The organism is Streptomyces sp. NPDC088794, assembly GCF_044750545.1.
In the GTDB taxonomy this organism is placed as follows: Bacteria; Actinomycetota; Actinomycetes; order Streptomycetales; family Streptomycetaceae; genus Streptomyces.
Window position 1 is genome coordinate 962,369 of record NZ_JBIVKB010000001.1, and the last position, 17,059, is coordinate 979,427.

The 17,059-nt window shown below is 70.2% G+C and carries 14 protein-coding genes and 1 pseudogene; 4 read left to right on the top strand and 11 right to left on the bottom strand.

The window, feature by feature from the left end; genetic code table 11:
* Positions 1–85: 85 nt before the first annotated feature.
* The 4 genes from ACIP6U_RS04335 to ACIP6U_RS04350 are packed head-to-tail and all read right to left on the bottom strand — an operon-like array spanning position 86 to position 4,644.
* A complete protein-coding gene (locus ACIP6U_RS04335) occupies positions 86–1,444 on the bottom strand; it encodes a GH1 family beta-glucosidase (protein WP_401712708.1) in 1,359 nt (452 codons plus the stop codon).
* A 29-nt stretch (positions 1,445–1,473) separates the two neighbouring features.
* Positions 1,474–2,334, bottom strand: a complete 861-nt coding sequence (locus ACIP6U_RS04340; protein WP_124001858.1) for a carbohydrate ABC transporter permease — start codon at positions 2,332–2,334, stop codon at positions 1,474–1,476.
* The gene (locus ACIP6U_RS04345) at positions 2,327–3,319 is read right to left on the bottom strand and encodes a carbohydrate ABC transporter permease (RefSeq protein WP_401712712.1); all 993 of its coding nucleotides are present in this window, start codon (positions 3,317–3,319) and stop codon (positions 2,327–2,329) included. Before ACIP6U_RS04345 ends, ACIP6U_RS04340 begins: the two co-directional genes overlap by 8 nt.
* 8 nt (positions 3,320–3,327) lie before the next feature.
* Entirely contained in the window at positions 3,328–4,644 is a 1,317-nt protein-coding gene (locus tag ACIP6U_RS04350; protein WP_401712715.1) for an ABC transporter substrate-binding protein, read from the bottom strand.
* A 211-nt stretch (positions 4,645–4,855) separates the two neighbouring features.
* Here ACIP6U_RS04350 and ACIP6U_RS04355 point away from each other — a divergent pair, with 211 nt between their 5' ends.
* A complete protein-coding gene (locus ACIP6U_RS04355) occupies positions 4,856–6,652 on the top strand; it encodes a coagulation factor 5/8 type domain-containing protein (protein WP_401712718.1) in 1,797 nt (598 codons plus the stop codon).
* A 130-nt stretch (positions 6,653–6,782) separates the two neighbouring features.
* On the opposite strand, the pseudogene ACIP6U_RS04360 reads toward ACIP6U_RS04355, so the two are convergent.
* The 3 genes and pseudogenes from ACIP6U_RS04360 to ACIP6U_RS04370 form a co-directional block, all read right to left on the bottom strand.
* Positions 6,783–6,932 (bottom strand): annotated as a pseudogene (locus ACIP6U_RS04360) (hypothetical protein); the annotation flags it as partial.
* 102 nt (positions 6,933–7,034) lie between these two features.
* Positions 7,035–9,077, bottom strand: coding sequence for an elongation factor G (gene fusA / locus ACIP6U_RS04365; protein ID WP_401712721.1), 2,043 nt, complete (start codon positions 9,075–9,077; stop codon positions 7,035–7,037).
* Positions 9,078–9,398: 321 nt separating this feature from the next.
* Positions 9,399–10,142, bottom strand: coding sequence for a dienelactone hydrolase family protein (locus ACIP6U_RS04370; RefSeq protein WP_401712723.1), 744 nt, complete (start codon positions 10,140–10,142; stop codon positions 9,399–9,401).
* A gap of 210 nt (positions 10,143–10,352) precedes the next feature.
* On the opposite strand from ACIP6U_RS04370, the gene ACIP6U_RS04375 reads away from it, so the two are divergent.
* Together ACIP6U_RS04375 and ACIP6U_RS04380 are read left to right on the top strand one after the other, a co-directional pair.
* The gene (locus tag ACIP6U_RS04375; RefSeq protein WP_124002293.1) at positions 10,353–10,808 is read left to right on the top strand and encodes a TerB family tellurite resistance protein; all 456 of its coding nucleotides are present in this window, start codon (positions 10,353–10,355) and stop codon (positions 10,806–10,808) included.
* Positions 10,809–10,937: 129 nt separating this feature from the next.
* Positions 10,938–12,053: an acyltransferase family protein gene (locus tag ACIP6U_RS04380; protein WP_401712726.1), complete on the top strand. Its 1,116-nt coding sequence runs from the start codon at positions 10,938–10,940 to the stop codon at positions 12,051–12,053.
* Positions 12,054–12,097: 44 nt separating this feature from the next.
* On the opposite strand, the gene ACIP6U_RS04385 is transcribed toward ACIP6U_RS04380, so the two are convergent.
* Positions 12,098–12,457, bottom strand: a complete 360-nt coding sequence (locus ACIP6U_RS04385; RefSeq protein WP_124001850.1) for a metalloregulator ArsR/SmtB family transcription factor — start codon at positions 12,455–12,457, stop codon at positions 12,098–12,100.
* A 128-nt stretch (positions 12,458–12,585) separates the two neighbouring features.
* On the opposite strand from ACIP6U_RS04385, the gene ACIP6U_RS04390 reads away from it, so the two are divergent.
* Positions 12,586–13,863, top strand: a complete 1,278-nt coding sequence (locus ACIP6U_RS04390) for an MFS transporter (RefSeq protein WP_401712728.1) — start codon at positions 12,586–12,588, stop codon at positions 13,861–13,863.
* Here the strand turns inward: ACIP6U_RS04390 and ACIP6U_RS04395 are convergent.
* The 3 genes from ACIP6U_RS04395 to ACIP6U_RS04405 form a co-directional block, all read right to left on the bottom strand.
* Positions 13,833–14,630: an SAM-dependent methyltransferase gene (locus tag ACIP6U_RS04395; protein ID WP_401712731.1), complete on the bottom strand. Its 798-nt coding sequence runs from the start codon at positions 14,628–14,630 to the stop codon at positions 13,833–13,835. The two genes, ACIP6U_RS04390 and ACIP6U_RS04395, sit on opposite strands and share 31 nt — an antisense overlap.
* A 66-nt stretch (positions 14,631–14,696) precedes the next feature.
* Entirely contained in the window at positions 14,697–15,611 is a 915-nt protein-coding gene (locus ACIP6U_RS04400; RefSeq protein WP_401712734.1) for a TetR family transcriptional regulator C-terminal domain-containing protein, read from the bottom strand.
* Between the two features lie 29 nt (positions 15,612–15,640).
* On the bottom strand, positions 15,641–17,035 hold the full coding sequence (locus ACIP6U_RS04405) for a flavin monoamine oxidase family protein (RefSeq protein ID WP_401712737.1): 1,395 nt from the start codon (positions 17,033–17,035) through the stop codon (positions 15,641–15,643).
* Positions 17,036–17,059: the final 24 nt, after the last annotated feature.

Here is a 17,059-nt window from a genome sequence, read left to right on the forward strand (position 1 = left end):
TCCGGCCGCCCGAAGAGGTCCGCCGACCCGGCACGGTGGCCGTGGGCTCCCGCACCCACGTCCACCGTGCCCGCCGCCGAGACCGTCAGGCCGCCCGCTGCGCCTGACTGCGATGCGTCCGCACGAGGTCGGCGTACCGGTGTCCGGTGCCCTTGATCGTGCGTACCTGCGTCTGGTAGTCGACGTGGATCAGACCGAAGCGCTTCTCGTAGCCGTAGGCCCACTCGAAGTTGTCCAGCAGCGACCAGGCGAAGTAGCCCGCCAGCGGGGCGCCCTTGCGGGCGGCCGAGGCGCAGGCCGCCAGGTGCTGCTCCAGGTAGTCCTGGCGCTCGGGGTCGTCGACGGTGCCGTCGGGCCGTACGACGTCCGGGTAGGCGGAGCCGTTCTCGGTGACGTACAGCTTGCGGGCGCCGTACTCCTCGGTGAGCCGGAGCAGCAGGGTCTCGATGCCGCTCGCGTCCACCTCCCAGTCCATCCCCGTGCGCGGCACGCCGAGGCGGCGGACCGAGCGGACGCGGGGCGCCTGGCCGCGCGGGTCGTCGGCGACGGTGGCCGGGAAGTAGTAGTTCAGGCCGAGCCAGTCCAGCGGCGCGGCGATGGTCTCCAGGTCGCCCGGCTGCTCGGGGAGTTCGACGCCGTAGACCTCCTGCATGTCGGCCGGGAAGCCGCGGCCGTGGATCGGGTCCAGCCACCAGCGGTTGACGTGGCCGTCGTGCCGGCGGGCGGCCTGGATGTCCTCCTCGCGGTCGGTGGCCGGGTACACGGTGGAGAGGTTGTTGACGATGCCGATCTGGGCGTCCGGGGCGGCGGCACGAATCGCCTGGACCGCGAGGCCGTGGCCCAGCAGCAGGTGGTACGAGGTGCGCACCGCGGCCGTCAGGTCCGTCCAGCCCGGCGCCATCTTGCCTTCCAGGTGGCCGATCCAGGACGAGCAGGAGGGCTCGTTCAGGGTCGCCCAGTGGGAGACGCGGTCGCCGAGGCGTTCGGCCACGACGGAGGCGTACGAGGCGAAGTGCTCGGCGGTCGCCCGCTCGGGCCAGCCGCCCCGGTCCTGGAGGGCCTGCGGGAGGTCCCAGTGGTAGAGGGTGACCGACGGGGTGATGCCCGCCTCCAGCAGGGCGTCCACCAACTGGTCGTAGAAAGCGAGGCCCTTGGCGTTGACCGGGCCGTCGCCGCCGGGCACCACACGCGGCCAGGCGATCGACAACCGGTAGGCGTTGGTGCCCAGTTGGCGCATCAGGCCGATGTCCTCGCGCCAGCGGTGGTAGTGGTCGCAGGCCACGTCACCGTTGTCGTTGTTCGCGATCTTGCCGGGCGTGTGCGAGAAGGTGTCCCAGATCGACGGCGCTCGTCCGTCCTCGGCGACGGCTCCCTCGATCTGGTACGCCGCGGTGGCCGTGCCCCACAGGAAGTCGTGCGGGAGTGCGGCGAAGTCGATGGTCACAGAGGTCCTTTCGAGGTGGGGGGAGTCGCTCACTTGACGGCGCCCGCCGTCAGCCCGGCGACGAGGTAGCGCTGGAGGAGCAGGAAGCCGGCGACCACGGGCACGCTGACGACCAGCGAGGCGGCCATGATCTGGTTCCAGTACACGTCGTTGAGCGTGGAGTAGCCCTGGAGGCCGACGGCGAGGGTCCGCGTGGTGTCGTTGGTCATCACCGACGCGAACAGCACCTCGCCCCACGCGGTCATGAACGCGTAGACGGCGACCGCGACGATGCCGGGGATCGCGGCCGGCACCACGACCCGGAACAGCGCGCCGAGCGGCCCGCAGCCGTCCACCAGGGCGGCCTCGTCCAGGTCGCGCGGCACCGAGTCGAAGTACCCGATCAGCATCCAGATCGAGAACGGCAGGGAGAAGGTCAGATACGTCAGGATCAGCCCGCCGCGCGAGCCGAACAGGGCGATGCCGGTGGCGTTGCCGATGTTGACGTAGATGAGGAAGAGCGGGAGCAGGAAGAGGATGCCCGGGAACATCTGCGTGGACAGCACGGTGACCGTGAACACGCGCTTGCCGCGGAAGCTGTAGCGGCTGACGGCGTACGCCGAGAAGACCGCGATCACCACCGACAGGACGGTCGCCGCACCCGCCACGACCAGCGAGTTCATGAAGTACCGGGCGAGCGGCACGGTCGACCAGATGTCGATGTACGGGCGGATGGTCAGCCCGCTGGGCAGCCAGCGGAACTTGCCCGTGACGTCGGCCAGCGGCTTCAGCGAGCTGGAGATCATCACGTACACCGGGATCAGCACGAAGCCGGTGAGCAGCGTCAGGAAGATCCGCCGGGACCAGATGAAGGAGCGCGGCGGCGCCATCGGCGAGCTGGGGCTAGACATCGGTGGTCCTCCGTCCGCGCGAGGTGAGCACGAGGTACACGCCCGTCACCACCAGCAGGAACAGCAGCAGCAGTACGGACATGGCGGAGCCGGTGCCGAAGTTCCAGGTGACGAACGAGGCCTGGTAGATGTGGACCGAGATGAGGTCCGCGGCCTCGGGAGCGGCCTTGCCGAACAGGACGTAGGGCGTGTTGAAGTCGTTGAACGTCCACAGGAACAGCACCAGGACGAGGACCTGGTTGACCGGGCGCAGCGACGGCAGGGTGATGCGGCGCAGTTGCTGCACCATCCCGGCGCCGTCCAGCGCGGCGGCCTCGTACAGCTCCTTGGGGATGTTCTGCAGGCCGGCCATCACGATGAGGAAGGCGAACGGCCAGCCCTTCCACACGTGCACGATCAGCAGCGCGTAGAAGCTGTTGTCGCCGATCAGCCAGAACGACGGCTTGCTGGTGATGTGCAGCTGGTCGTGCAGGACGTGGTTCACCAGGCCGTTGTCGTGCTGGAACATGAACACCCAGGTGATCACGGCCGCGTAGACCGGCAGGGCGTACGGGACCAGGAACAGGGCGCGCAGAATGCCACGGCCGCGGAAGTTGTCCTGCATGTAGACCGCCGCCGCCGTGCCGATCAGCCAACAGAGGCTGACCGACAGGATGGTGAAGACGACGGTGACGAAGAAGGAGTGCAGCAGGTCCTGGCCGACGGGGGCGTCGAAGTCGACCGACACCTTGTAGTTGTCGAAGCCGGACCAGGGCGCGGTCCCCCAGTCCCGGATGTAGAACTGGGTGAGCTCCTTGAAGCTCATCACGATGCCGATCACCATCGGGATGAGGTGGACCAGGAGTTCGAGGAGCAGGGCGGGCAGAAGCAGCAGATACGGCAGTGCGATGCGGCGGATCCTCCCGGGGCGGCGGCGGGGCGCTTTCTCCGCCGACCCGGGAGAGTTCTTGTGCACGGCGGCCTCTGCGGGTGCAGTGGTCGTCATTGTTTCTCTCACTTCGCCGGCATCTGCTGCTGGGCCTTCTCGAGCTTCGCCTTCACCGACGCGGTGGTCACCGCGCGGCCGGCGGCGACGTCGGCGAACAGGTCCTTGACGGCCGTGCCGACCGCGGTCTCGAACTGCGACTCGTCGGCGACCTGCGGCAGGGCCGCGGCGCTGGTGGCGAGAGTGTTCTTGAGGACCGAGTTCGACGCGGAGTTGAAGGCGGCGTCCTCCTGCGCGGCCTTGACCGGCGGGATCGAGCTGTAGGCGGTGTTGAGGATCTTCTGCTCGGCGTCGCTGGTCATGAACTTTACGAACTTGGTGGCGCCGTCGAGGTTGTCGGTGTTCTTGAAGACGGAGAGGTTGATGCCCGCCACCATCGAGTTGACCTGCGCGCCGGTGCCGGGGGTGCCGGACTGCACGGGCACCGGGGCGATGCCGTACTTGGACTCGTCCATGCCCTGCGACTTGAGGTTGGCGGCGGCGGACTGCCACAGCAGCATCGCCTGCTTGCCCTTGGCGAAGTCGCTCACCGACTGGTTCTGCGCGTACTCGGCGTCACCGGTCGGGATGACCTTGTCCTTGGCCATCAGGTCGACGTACTGCTTGACGCCCGCGACCACCTTGTCGTTGGTGAAGTCGGCCTTGCCGTCCGGAGTGAAGAACTCGCCGCCGTTCTGCTTGGCGAAGACGAAGACGTGGTGGATGTTCTCCGAGACGTTCGCGCCCTCGGCGCCGAGCGCCGACTTGCCCTTGGCCTGGATCTTCTTGCCGTCGGCGACCAGCTCGGCCCAGGTGGCCGGGGGCTTGGTGATGCCGGCGTCGGCGAAGATCTCCTTGTTGTAGTAGAGGGCGTAGGCCATCGAGTACAGCGGGACCGCGGCCGGGTCCTTGCCCTCGGCGCCGGTCGAGCCGAGCGCCGAGTCGACGAAGCGGTCCTTGCCGCCGATCTTGGCGAAGTTCTTCGCGTCCCACGGCAGCAGGGCGCCGGTGGCCTGGAGCGAGGCGCTCCAGGTGTTGCCGATGTTCAGGACGTCGGGGCCCTGGCCCGAGGTGGTCGCGGTCAGGATGCGGTTGAGCAGGTCCGACCAGGGGACGACCTCCAGCTTGACCTTGATGCCGGTCTGCTTCTGGAACTTGTCGAGCTCCGGCTGGAGGACCTTCTTGTCGATGGCGATGCTCGCGCCCTGGTTGGAGGCCCAGTACGTGAGGGTCTTCGGCGAGTCGTTGGACCCGCCGTCCGTCGACGAACCGCCTCCGCAGGCCGTGGCGGCGAGGGCGAGTGACATGGTGACGGCGCCTACGGCCGCGGCTCGGATGCTGCGCATGGCTCCCGGTGTCCCTTCAGGGATTACAGTCATGACTTAATTTAGGACGTGAGTTAAACCTCAAGAGATGCCCTCGTCAAGGGGTACGGCAACCATCGTGGAACTCCGGTCGCGCCTCTTGACGCATCCGTTCAGACAGTTGAAGCATTCAAGGACAAGAGAGCGCTCCCAAACCCCACCGTGTTCACTTTCTGAACAGGAGAGCCGCCCCATGTCTTTGCCTGCCCTACCTCGCAGAACCGTCCTCGGTGCCGCGGCCGCCGCGGCCGCTCCGGCGGTGCTCGGTCTGTCCGCCCGCGCGGAAGCCGCCCCCACGTCCCGCTCCGCCGCCTCCGCCGCCCTCGGTCCGGCAGCCCTCCCCGGCGGCGGCGACCTCGGCGCCAACGTGATCGTCTTCGACCCGTCGATGTCGTCCGCGAGCATCCAGACCCGGTTGGACCAGATCTTCCGGCAGCAGGAGACGGCGCAGTTCGGCACCGGCCGCTACCAGCTGCTCTTCAAGCCCGGCACCTACAGCGGGCTCAACGCCCAACTCGGCTTCTACACCTCGATCTCGGGCCTCGGCCTGTCCCCCGACAACACCACCATCAACGGCGACATCACGGTCGACGCCGGCTGGTTCAGCGGCAACGCCACGCAGAACTTCTGGCGTTCGGCGGAGAACCTCGCGCTGGTCCCCGTGAGCGGCACGAACAGGTGGGCCGTGGCTCAGGCGGCCCCCTTCCGTCGTATGCACGTGCGCGGCAGCCTCAACCTCTCGCCCAACGGCTACGGTTGGGCCTCCGGCGGGTACATCGCCGACAGCCGGATCGACGGCCAGGTCCAGCCGTACTCGCAGCAGCAGTGGTACACGCGGGACAGCGTGATCGGCAGCTGGCTCAACGGCGTCTGGAACATGGTGTTCTCGGGCGTGCAGGGCGCGCCGCCGCAGGGTTTCCCGAACCCGGTGTACACCACCCTCGGCACGACGCCGATCTCCCGCGAGAAGCCCTTCCTGTACCTGAACGGCACCGAGTACCGGATCTTCCTCCCGGAGAAGCGCACCAACGCGAGCGGGGTGACCTGGGGCAACGGGACACCGCGGGGCACCTCGCTGTCCCTGTCGCAGTTCTACGTCGCCAAGCCGGGCGTCACCGCGGCCACCCTCAACGAGGCGCTCACGCAGGGACTTCACCTCCTGCTGACGCCGGGCATCTACCACCTGAATGCGCCGATCCAGGTGAACCGCGCCAACACCGTTGTCCTGGGCCTGGGTTACGCGACTCTGGTCCCCGACAACGGAGTCACGGCCATGAAGGTCGCCGACGTCGACGGCGTGCGGCTCGCGGGCTTCCTGATCGACGCGGGTACGGTCAACTCGGCCACCCTGCTGGAGGTCGGCCCCGCGGGCACGACGACGGACCACTCCGCCAACCCCACCACCGTCCAGGACGTGTTCGTCCGCATCGGCGGCGCGGGTGCGGGCAAGGCGACGACCAGCATGGTCATCAACAACCGCCACACCATCGTCGACCACACCTGGCTGTGGCGCGCCGACCACGGGTCGGGCGTCGGCTGGGACACCAACCGGGCGGACTACGGCCTGGTGGTCAACGGCGCGGACGTCCTCGCGACCGGCCTGTTCGTGGAGCACTTCAACAAGTACGACGTGCAGTGGAACGGCGAGCGCGGCCGCACGATCTTCTTCCAGAACGAGAAGGCGTACGACGCGCCCAACCAGGCCGCGATCCAGAACGGTTCGATCAAGGGGTACGCCGCCTACAAGGTCGGCGACAACGTGACCGTGCACGAGGGCTGGGGTCTGGGCAGCTACTGCTACTACAACGTCAACCCGGCGATCGTGCAGCACAACGGCTTCGCGGCGCCGGTCCGGTCGGGGGTGAAGTTCCACGACCTGCTCGTGGTCTCGCTCGGCGGCCAGGGCCAGTACGAGCGCGTCATCAACGAGACCGGTTCGCCGACCTCGGGCACGTCGACCATCCCGTCCACGGTGGTGTCGTACCCGTGAACCGGGGGCGGCCCCGCGCCCGTTGGGGAGCGGGGCCGCCGTACCGTTCGGTCGCGGAGCCGCCGAGTCACCGAACCACCGGGTTCCGACTCACCGGATCTCCGGCTCATCAGATCCCCGGCTCATCGGGTCACCGCGCCGTCGTTCCGGCGGGCGCCGGCGCGTACCCGGTGGGCCGGGCCGTGAACGTGCCGCGGCCCTGGCTTCGGCTGCGCAACCTCGTTGCGTAGCCGAAGAGTTCGGCCAGCGGCACGGTCGCCGTCACGATCGCCGAGCCGCCGGCGCCCCGGGCCACCTAGCCGCCAGTGCCCCGAGGCCACCGAGCCGCCGGTGCCCCAGTGCCACCGGGCCACCGGGCCACCAGACCCCCGACCCCACCGAATCACCCCGCCGACATCCCCGCGGGCGCCGGCGCGTACCCAATGGGCCTGGCCGTGAACGTGCCGCGACCCTGGCTTCGGCTGCGCAACCTCGTCGCGTAGCCGAAGAGTTCGGCCAGCGGCACGGTCGCCGTCACGATCGCCGAGCCGCCTCGCGCGGTCGAGGCCGAGACGCGGCCGCGGCGGGCGGCGAGGTCGCCGAGGACTCCGCCGACGGCCTCTTCGGGCACGGTGACCGTGACCTCGACGACCGGCTCCAGGAGGACCATCGCGCAGGCGCGCAGGGCCTCCCGCAGTCCGAGCCGGCCCGCCGTGCGGAAGGCGGTGTCGGAGGAGTCCTTCACGTGGGTCGACCCGTCGGTGAGCGTGACGCGCAGCCCGGTCACCGGGTGCCCGCCCAGCGGCCCTTCGGCCAGGGCGTCCCGGCAGCCGGCCTCGACCGCGCGGACGTACTCCTGCGGGACCCGCCCGCCGACGACCGCCGAGCGGAACTCGAAGCCGCTGTCCGCCGGTTCGACATCGAGGACGACATGGGCGAACTGCCCTGCCCCGCCGTCCTGTTTGACGTGCCGGAAGACAAGACCGGACACCCCGCGCCCGACCGTCTCGCGGTAACTCACCCTCGGGCGGCCGACGTTGACCTCCAGGGCGTGGACGCGCCGCAGCTGCTCCGTCGCCACCTCCAGGTGGAGTTCGCCCATCCCCGACAGCACCGTCTGGCCGGTCTCGGGATCCGTCCGCACGACCAGCGAGGGGTCCTCCTCGACCAGTCGCGCGAGCGCCGAGGCCAGTCGGCCGGTCTCGATCGACCTGCGGGCCTCGACCGCCACGGAGACCACGGGTTCGGCGACACCGGGCGGTTCAAGGACCAGCGGGGCGCCGGGCGCGCACAGCGTCGAGCCGGCCCGGGCGGACTTCAGCCCGGCCACGGCGACGATGTCCCCGGCGACCGCGCGGTCGACCTGGGCGTGCCGGTCGGCCCGGACGCGCAGGATCCGCCCGACGCGCTCGGTTCGGTGTGCGACCGCGTCCCACACGGTGTCTCCCTTCTCGATCGTTCCCGAGTACACCCGCAGATACGTCAGCCGTCCCGTCGGGGTGGCGTTCACCTTGAACGCCAGTGCCGCGAAGGGCGCCGTCGGGTCGGCCGGCCTGACCTCCTCCGCACCCTCCGCCGTGCCCCGTACGGCGGGCACGTCGAGCGGTGACGGCAGGTAGGACACGACGGCGTCGAGCAGCGGCTCGATCCCGCGGTTGCGGTAGGCCGAGCCGCACAGGACGACCAGTCCGTCCCCGCTGCGGGTGAGGTCCCGCAGGGCGGCGGCCAGCGTCTCGGCGGACAGCCTCCCGTCGGCGCAGAACTCCTCCAGCGCCGCCGGATGGAGCTCGGCGACTGCCTCCTCCAGCAGCCGTCGACGCCGGTGCGCCTCGTCGTACAACTCCCCGGGCACCGGCATGAGTTCGGCCGCCTCTGCGCCGTCCGCCCACACCAGTGCGCGCATGCGCAGCAGGTCGACCACGCCGGTGAAACCGCCCTCGACGCCGATGGGCAACTGCACGACCAGTGGCGCCGGGTGCAGCCGTTCCCGGATCGAGTCGACGGCGCTGTCGAGGTCCGCGCCCGCACGGTCCAGCTTGTTGACGAACGCGATCCTGGGCACGCCGTGCCGATCCGCCTGCCGCCACACGGACTCGCTCTGCGGTTCCACGCCCGCGACGGCGTCGAACACCGCGACCGCGCCGTCGAGCACCCGGAGCGCGCGCTCCACCTCGTCGGCGAAGTCCACGTGCCCCGGAGTGTCGATCAGGTTGATCCGGTGACCTTCCCAGGTGCAACTCACCGCCGCCGCGAAGATGGTGATCCCGCGGTCGCGCTCCTGCGGGTCGAAGTCGGTGACGGTGGTGCCGTCGTGGACCTCACCGCGCCGGTGCGTGGTGCCGGTGGCGAACAGGATGCGCTCGGTGACGGTGGTCTTGCCGGCGTCGACGTGGGCGAGGATGCCGAAGTTGCGGACAAGGGTCAGGGGGTTGAGGTGAGTGCGCACGGCCCATGGGCCTTTCTGGTGATCTCGCGATCGGAAAAGGGCAGCGCGATTCCCGGACGGAACGCCACGGCGACGGACGCCATGAAGGCTCGTCGGTGGACGGGAGAAACGTGTCAGACGTTCGTCACGGGCATCCGGTGCCGGCCGCGCAGCGGGCACCGGGCGGACGGAGACACCAGGATCACCTGGTACCGGGAACGGGGAACGACGACAGCGGCGCGGTGACGCACGGCCTGGCTCCCCTCGACTGGTCTGACGTGACCCGCCGAGTGTAGGGAGATCAACGCCTGCCGGTCACCGGGTTTTTCGAGCCCCGGGACCTCAGCGGTACTTGGCGATGAACACCTTGACCTCGTCCCACACGGAAGGCTGCTGATTCAGCAGGTCGTTGCCGTGCGCGGCGCCGTCCACCAACTCCAGCTTCTTCCCCGGGGACTTCTTTGCCAGCTTCGCCAACTCCTTCGCATCGGCGGCGAATTCACCGTCTCCGTTCGCCGCGATGAAATACACCGGCATGGTCAACTTCGGTACGGCGGCGGTCGCGTCCATGTTCTGGTACAACCCGGGACCGGACACCGACACCACCGCCGAGACCGCCGGCCGCACCTCCGCCGCGGCGACCAGCGAGGCGGTACCGCCCTTGGACGCGCCCATCAGGACGATCTTCCCGGCCCCTTCGCCGCGCAGCCGCTCGGCGGCCCCCTGGATCTCCTCCACCTCGGAGCCGTTGCTGTCGACGGCGATCACGCGGTAGCCGTCGGACGCGAGTTCCTCGGCGCCGACGACCCAGGAGCAGATGTTGTTGTCGGACTGATGGGACAGGACGACGCCGGTGGTGCCGGTGCCCGTCTCGTAGCCGTCGACGTCGGCGCCCTCGCTGTCCTTGAAGGTGATCGACTTCTTGAGCTGCTTGCCCGACAGACAGCCGAAGTCGTTGGCGGTGGCCTCGGCCTCCGGTGTCGTGGACGGACCGGCCTTGCCTCCGTCTCCGTCGCCGCCGCACGCGACGAGCGCCAGCATCCCCGTACTCACCAGCGCCACGGCAGCCCGCATCGCAGAGTTCACGCGTCCTCCCCCGTCGAGAATCTGCCGCAAGCTAACGGCCGGGCCATCTCCCGTCAATGCGTCGCACAAGGCACCGGCCAATGCGTCGCGCAGGGCCGGCACGACCGCCGTGAACATCGGTGGAACGCTGGGAACTTATCCATCGGTCCGGCAGTTTCCACGATGCTGTAGATGTCCGACAGTTATCCGACCCGAATACCAGGAGTGCGCATGGCTCTGTGGGACCGCATCAAGGAATCCGCATCGACGATGCAGACCCAGCTGGTGTCGAAGAAGAACGACCTCAAGAGCGGTGCGTTCCGTGACGCCAGCATGGCGATGTGCGCGCTCGTCGCGGCGGCGGACGGCACCATCGACCCGGCCGAGCGCCAGCGCGTGGCCCAGCTCATCTCCACCAACGAGGTCCTGCAGAACTTCCCCGCGGACGACCTGCGTCGCCGCTTCGAGGAGAACCTGAACAAGCTGACGGCCGACTTCGCCTTCGGGAAGGTCACCGTGTTGCAGGAGATCGCCAAGGCCAAGAAAAAGCCCGCCGAGGCCCGCGCCGTCATCCAGATCGGCATCGTCATCGGAGGCGCCGACGGCGACTTCGACAAGACGGAACAGGCCGTCGTACGGGAGGCGTGTTTCGCGCTCGACCTGCCCCCGCACGAGTTCGACCTCTGAGCGTCCCGCCCTGACGGGCGGCTGTGCCGCTGACCCGGCCCGGATTTTCCCGGGCCGGGTTTACGTCGCGCAGAACCGGTGAGGCGCGTGGGATGTGTCATCCCCTCCACACCGTTTGCAGGTGATGTGGTGAGCCAGACCACACGCACCGAGCCCGCCCCTGTCCCCACCCCTGCGTCTGCCCCCACGCGGACCAGGCCCGAGACCGGCACCGAGCAGCCGGGCACCGCCGCTCCCCGCCCCCCGAAGGCCCGCGACTCCTACTTCGACAACGCCAAGTACCTGGCGATCCTGCTGGTCGCGATGGGCCACGCGTGGGAGCCGCTGCGGGACGGCAGCCGCACCGTCACCGCGGTCTACACGTTCGTCTACGCCTTCCACATGCCCGCGTTCATCGTGATCTCGGGCTACTTCTCGCGCTCCTTCGACGCGAGCCCGCAGCGGATCCGGCGCCTGGTGACGGGCGTCGCCGTCCCCTACGTCCTCTTCGAGACGGCGTACACCCTGTTCACCCGCTGGACCGACAACGAGCCGGACCGCGCGATCAGCCTGCTGGACCCGCTGTATCTGACCTGGTTCCTCGCCGCCCTGTTCGTCTGGCGGCTGACCACCCCGATCTGGCGGCAACTGCGGTGGCCGCTGCCGATCGCGCTGGTCATCGCGATGCTGGCGACCATGTCACCGTCCATCGGCGAGGACCTCGACATGCAGCGCCTGTTGCAGTTCCTGCCGTACTTCGTGCTCGGCCTGTGCCTGCGGCCCGAGCACTTCCGGCTGCTGCGCCAGTGGAAGGTGCGCCTGCTCGCCGTACCGGTGGCCCTGTGCGGGCTCGCCGTGGCGTACTGGACGGCGCCCCGGATGACCGGCGCGTGGTTCTTCCACCGGGACAGCGCCGAGCAGTTGGGGTCGCCCAGCTGGACGGGGCCGCTGATGACGCTGGCCATCTTCGGCTGCTCGACCGTGCTGGTCGCCTGCTTCCTGTCCTGGGTGCCGGGGCGCCGGACGTGGTTCACCGTGCTGGGCGCGGGCACGCTGTACGGCTATCTGCTGCACGGTTTCATCGCCCAGGGCTCGAAGCCCTGGGGTTGGTACTCCCCCGACTGGATCTACCGGCCGGTCGGCGAGGTCGTCGTCACCCTCTTCGCCGCGGTGACCGTGACCCTGCTGTGCACACCGCCGGTCCGACGGATCTTCCGCTTCGCCATGGAGCCGAGGATGGAGTGGGCGTTCAGGTCACGCTCGTGATCTGAACGCCGCCCGCCTCGACCGCCTCGCTCGCCCGAGTCGTCTCAGTCGTGCGGTGCCTTGCCGGTGACCCGGTGGTCCGCATGGCTGAGCGCCTCCATGACCAGCCGGCGCAGATGCCCGTCGCGCAGGCTGTAGTGGACGTGCCGTCCTTCGCGCCGCGTCTCCACCAGACCCGCGAGCCGCAGCTTGGCCAGATGCTGGCTGACCGCGGTCCGGGACGCCTCGCAGCGCTCGGCCAGTGACCCGACGTCCGACTCGCCCTGCGCGAGCAGCCACAGCAGATGCAGCCGGGTCGCGTCGGAGAGCAGCGCGAAGACCTCGGTCGCCTCGGCCAGCCGCGCGCCGTCCGGGGCCCGCAGATGCGTATCGGCCGCAGGTGGCACTGGCTCGCGTGAGGGCATGGGGTCAGCCTAGAGCCAGGCCGGTACGAAGCCCGCATCAAAAACCTGATCGTCATGTGCGCAGATGCGCACATGACGACTATGCTGACGGCGTCGACCCGACCGCCCCGCCCCAGGGAGCCGTCCGCATGCTCGCCGTCCTGCGCAACCGCACCTATCGCCGGCTCTTCACCGCCCAGGTCGTCGCCCTGGTCGGCACCGGTCTGGCCACCGTGGCGCTCGGTCTGCTGGCCTACGACATCGCGGGCGCCGACGCCGGTTCGGTGCTCGGCACCGCGCTCGCGATCAAGATGGTGGCGTACGTGGCGATCGCGCCGCTCGTCGGTGCCGTGGCCGACCGCGTGCCGCGCCGGACGCTGATGGTGAGCTCCGACCTCATAAGGGCCGGCGTCGCTTCCGCGCTCCCCTTCGTGGACCAGGTCTGGCAGGTCTACGTCCTGGTCTTCCTGCTCCAGTCCGCGTCGGCCGCGTTCACCCCGACGTTCCAGGCCGTGATCCCGGACGTGCTGCCGGCGGAGCGCGACTACACACGGGCCCTGTCCATGTCCCGGCTGGCCTACGACCTGGAGAGCCTGTTCTCGCCCGCCCTGGCCGCCGCGCTGCTGTCCGTGATCACGTACAACTGGCTCTTCACCGGAACGGTGTTGGGCTTCCTCGCCTCGGCCGCGCTGGTGCTCTCGACACCGCTGCCGAGGCCGGCCTGGACGCGGCCGGCGGCCGGCGCGTACGCCAAGGCGACGGCGGGCACCCGCCTCTTCCTCGCCGTCCCGCAACTGCGCGCCCTGCTCGCGCTGAACCTCGCGGTGGCCTGCGCGAGCGCGATGGTGACCGTCAACTCCGTCGTCTACGTACGCGACTTCCTCGGACTGTCGGCCGGTGCCGTGGCGCTGGCGCTCGGCGCGTACGGCGCGGGCTCGATGGCCGTCGCGCTGGCGCTGCCGCGTGTGCTGGACCGGGTGACGGACCGGACGGTGATGCTGTGCGGGGCGCTGCTGCTCGGCGTCGTCTTCGCCGGGCTCGGCGCCGTCACGGCCGCGCGGTACGGGAGTTGGCGGGCGCCCGCGTTGCTGGTCCTGTGGGCCGCGTTCGGCGCGGGCTGCTCGACGATCCTCACGCCGACCGCCCGGCTGATCCGCCGCGCGGCCCCTGCGCGGGAACGGACGGCGGCGTTCGCCGCGCAGTTCTCCCTGTCGCACGGCTGCTGGTTGCTGACGTATCCGCTGGCGGGCCTGCTGGGCGCGGGAATTGGGCTACAGGGAGCCGTATTCGCCCTGGGCGCCCTCACCTTGGCCGCCTCCCTGCTCGCCGTCCACCTGTGGCGGGTGCCTCGGCCGACGGCCGCGGTCGTACCAACCGGCCCCGCCCACGGGCGAGTTCAGTCCCGCTTGCGCGCCACGCCCCCGTAGAAGCCGATCTCCCCGGAGCGCGCCGGCGGCGGGACGTCCGGGCGCCAGAAGGGCACCTGGGCAAGGCCCGGCTCGACCAGGTCGAAGCCGTCGAAGAACCGCTCGACCTCGGCGCGGGAGCGCAGGTTCAGGCTGGCGCTGGCGTTCTTGTAGACGGCCTGCGCCTCGCGGCGGTCGGCGAAGTCGCCGGTGGCGTGCGAGAGGACCAGGTAGCTGCCGGCCGGCAGCGCGTCGCGCAGGGTGGCCACGATCTGCTCGGGCTTGTCCGCCTCGGTGAGGAAGTGGACGACGGCGACGAGGAGTACGGCCACCGGCTGATCGAAATCGATGACCTTGCGTACGTCGGGGTGGTCCACGACGGCCCGCGGGTCGCGCAGGTCGCCGAGCACGATGCTGGTCGCGCTGGTGTCGCTGAGCAGCGCGTCACCGTGGACCTTCACGATCGGGTCGTTGTCGACGTAGGCGACGCGCACGTCCGGCGCGGCCGCCTGCGCGGTCTCGTGCACGTTCGGCGAGGTGGGCAGTCCGGTGCCGATGTCGAGGATCTGGTGGACGCCGGCCTCGACGACGTGACGGACGGCGCGGCGCATGAAGTCCCGGTTGGCCCGTACGCCGATCCGTGCCTCGGGCGCCGCGGCGGCGAGTGCGTCACCGGCCTGGCGGTCCACCTCGTAGTGGTCCTTGCCGCCCAGCAGGTAGTCGTAGATCCGCGCAGGATGCGGCCTGCTGGTGTCGATCTCCTCGGCGCGGAAGCCGTCCTTGCCCACCCTGTGCTCCCCTCTCCACCCGCCACGGCCAACGGACCCGTGATCGGTTGACGACAGCTTCGCATATCAACTTGGCCCCGCGTGACCGGAGTCGACGCTGGAAGCACTGGAGTGGTCCGTCAGGTCGAGGTGCGGTTCGAAGGCCCGCAGCAGGAGCGCGCGCATGCGGTCCGGTCGCATCTCGGTCGAGCTGGCGAGGATCTGGATCGCCAGTCCGTCGACCATCGCGGTGAACCGGTCGGCGAGGGCTTCGACGTCCGCCTCCGGTGCCAGACCCTCCGACCGGCACTCGGTCAGTACGTCCACCACGACCCGGTACCAACCCGAGTAGATCCGCCGCTGCGCGGGCCGCAGACGGGGTTCGAGCATCGCCTGGTTCCAGAACTGGATCCACACCGACCATTCGTCGATGTCGTCGTCGGTGAGCGGGAGTTGGACCTCGATCAGGCGGCGCAGCTTGTCCCGCGCGGAGGTCGCCCGGCCGAACTCCTCGTCGAGCCGGGTGCGGAACCGCTGGGCGTAGTACTCGAGCGCCGCGTGCAGCGTCGCTTCCTTGCTGGGGAAGTGGTAGTGCACCGTCGCCGTGCTGGTCCCGCAGTAGCGGGCGATGTCCGATACCCGCACGTTGTGGTAGCCGCGGCGGGCGATGAGGACGGTCGCGGCCTCCAGGATCTGCTGGCGCCGCTCCTGTGCCGTCACCGCCTGCGCCCGGTCCCGTCCGGTCTCGGGCGGGAGGACGGGCTCCGGACCGGCTCCCTCGACCAGATACGCCGTGGACACCCCGCAGGCCTTCGCGATGGCGGCGATCTCCTCGTCGCGCAGCCGCCGGGTCCCGCGCAGCGCCTTGGACAGGGCGGTCGGGTCCATGCCGATCCGGTGGGCGAGTTCGCGCTGGGAGACGGCGGCGGCGCGGATCGCCGTACGGACGCGTTCCGGCAGATCGGCGGCGGTCCCGGCCGGCCGCTCTTCGGTGCTGGTCATAACCCGGTCAGTATGTCAGCCAAGGCGGTTCACCCCAGGTACCCGACGGCCGCGAGGGCGCTGATCACCTCGGCCGCGGCACGCTCGCCCGAGGAGATCGCCCCGTCGATGTAGCCGTTCCACACCGAGGCGGTCTCGGTGCCCGCCCAGTGGACGAGCCCGGACGGTTCCCGCCAGCCGTCCCTGCCGTGCCGGGTCCAGCCGCCCGGGGTCACGAAGCACTCGTAGCCGCCGATGGTCCAGCCCGTCCGGGGCCAGATCCTCTCGACGTAGTCGACGGGCCGTCCGGCCTCGGGTCCGGCCACCGCGGACAGTGCGGCCAGCACCTCGTGGCGGCGCTCGGCGTCGGTTCCGGCGGACCAGCGGTCGAGCCGGTCGCCGTAGACGAACGCGACGAGCACACCGCGCGAGGCGTCCTCCGGGGAGTTGTCGAAGACCACGCCGACCGGGCTGTCGCCGTACAGCGTCGCGATCCCGGAGTGTCCTGCCGCGCGCCAGAAAGGTTGCTCGTACACGGCGTGCACCTTGGCGACCCGTCCCATCGGCGAGTGGCGCACCCAGCCGCGCCGGCCGACGGGCAGCACCGGGTGGAACGCGATCCGCTCGACCGCCGCCGGCGGCACGGCGACCACGGCTCGTCGGGCGCGGACGACGGTGTGGCCTGTGTACGCCTCCACGCCGTGCGCGGTCTGTCGCAGGGACAGCACCGGTTCGCCCAGCCTGACCCGTCCGCCCAGCGACTTCGCGACCGCGTGGGCCACGGCGTCCGCCCCGTCGGAGAAGCGGGCGTCCTGGGCGCAGCCGCGGGTCTCCATCAGCTGTTCGTAGCCGCCGCCCGAGGCCAGGTAGAACAGCACGTGGAAGAAGGAGATCTCGCGCGGTTCGGCGCACCACACGCCCTGGATCGCGAGCGCCAGCCGCGCCAGGGCGTCCTCGTCGTCGGTCCGCGCGCGGAAGAAGTCCTCGGCCGACAGGGCGTCGAACTCGGCGAACCGCGGGGTGGACCACGGCAGTTCGAGGTCGACGGTACGGGCGAGATCGTCGAGCAGGGCGGTGACGCGTTCGTACTCCTCGATGCCCGGTCCGGCGTCCGGTGCGCCGCCCGCGTAGTCGACGCGGGTGCCGTCGGGGCGGATCTCGACGTGCCGTCCGGTCTCCCAGGTCGGGAACCTCCGGCAGCCGAAGCGGTCCGCCAGCGCGTGGAACCGTCGCTGGCTCGGCCCGATCCACTGCCCTCCGTGGTCGACGCGCACGCCCGACGGGCTCACCTCGCTGAACACACGGCCGCCCACGCGGTCGGCGGCCTCCAGCACGACGACGTCGACCCCGGCGTCGGCCAGCCGCCACGCGGTGGTGAGCCCCGCGTATCCGGCGCCCACGACCACGACCTCGGTCTCCACGGCAGAAGTTTCGAGTGGTGTCACGCCGGTCACCGTGCCGCAACATTG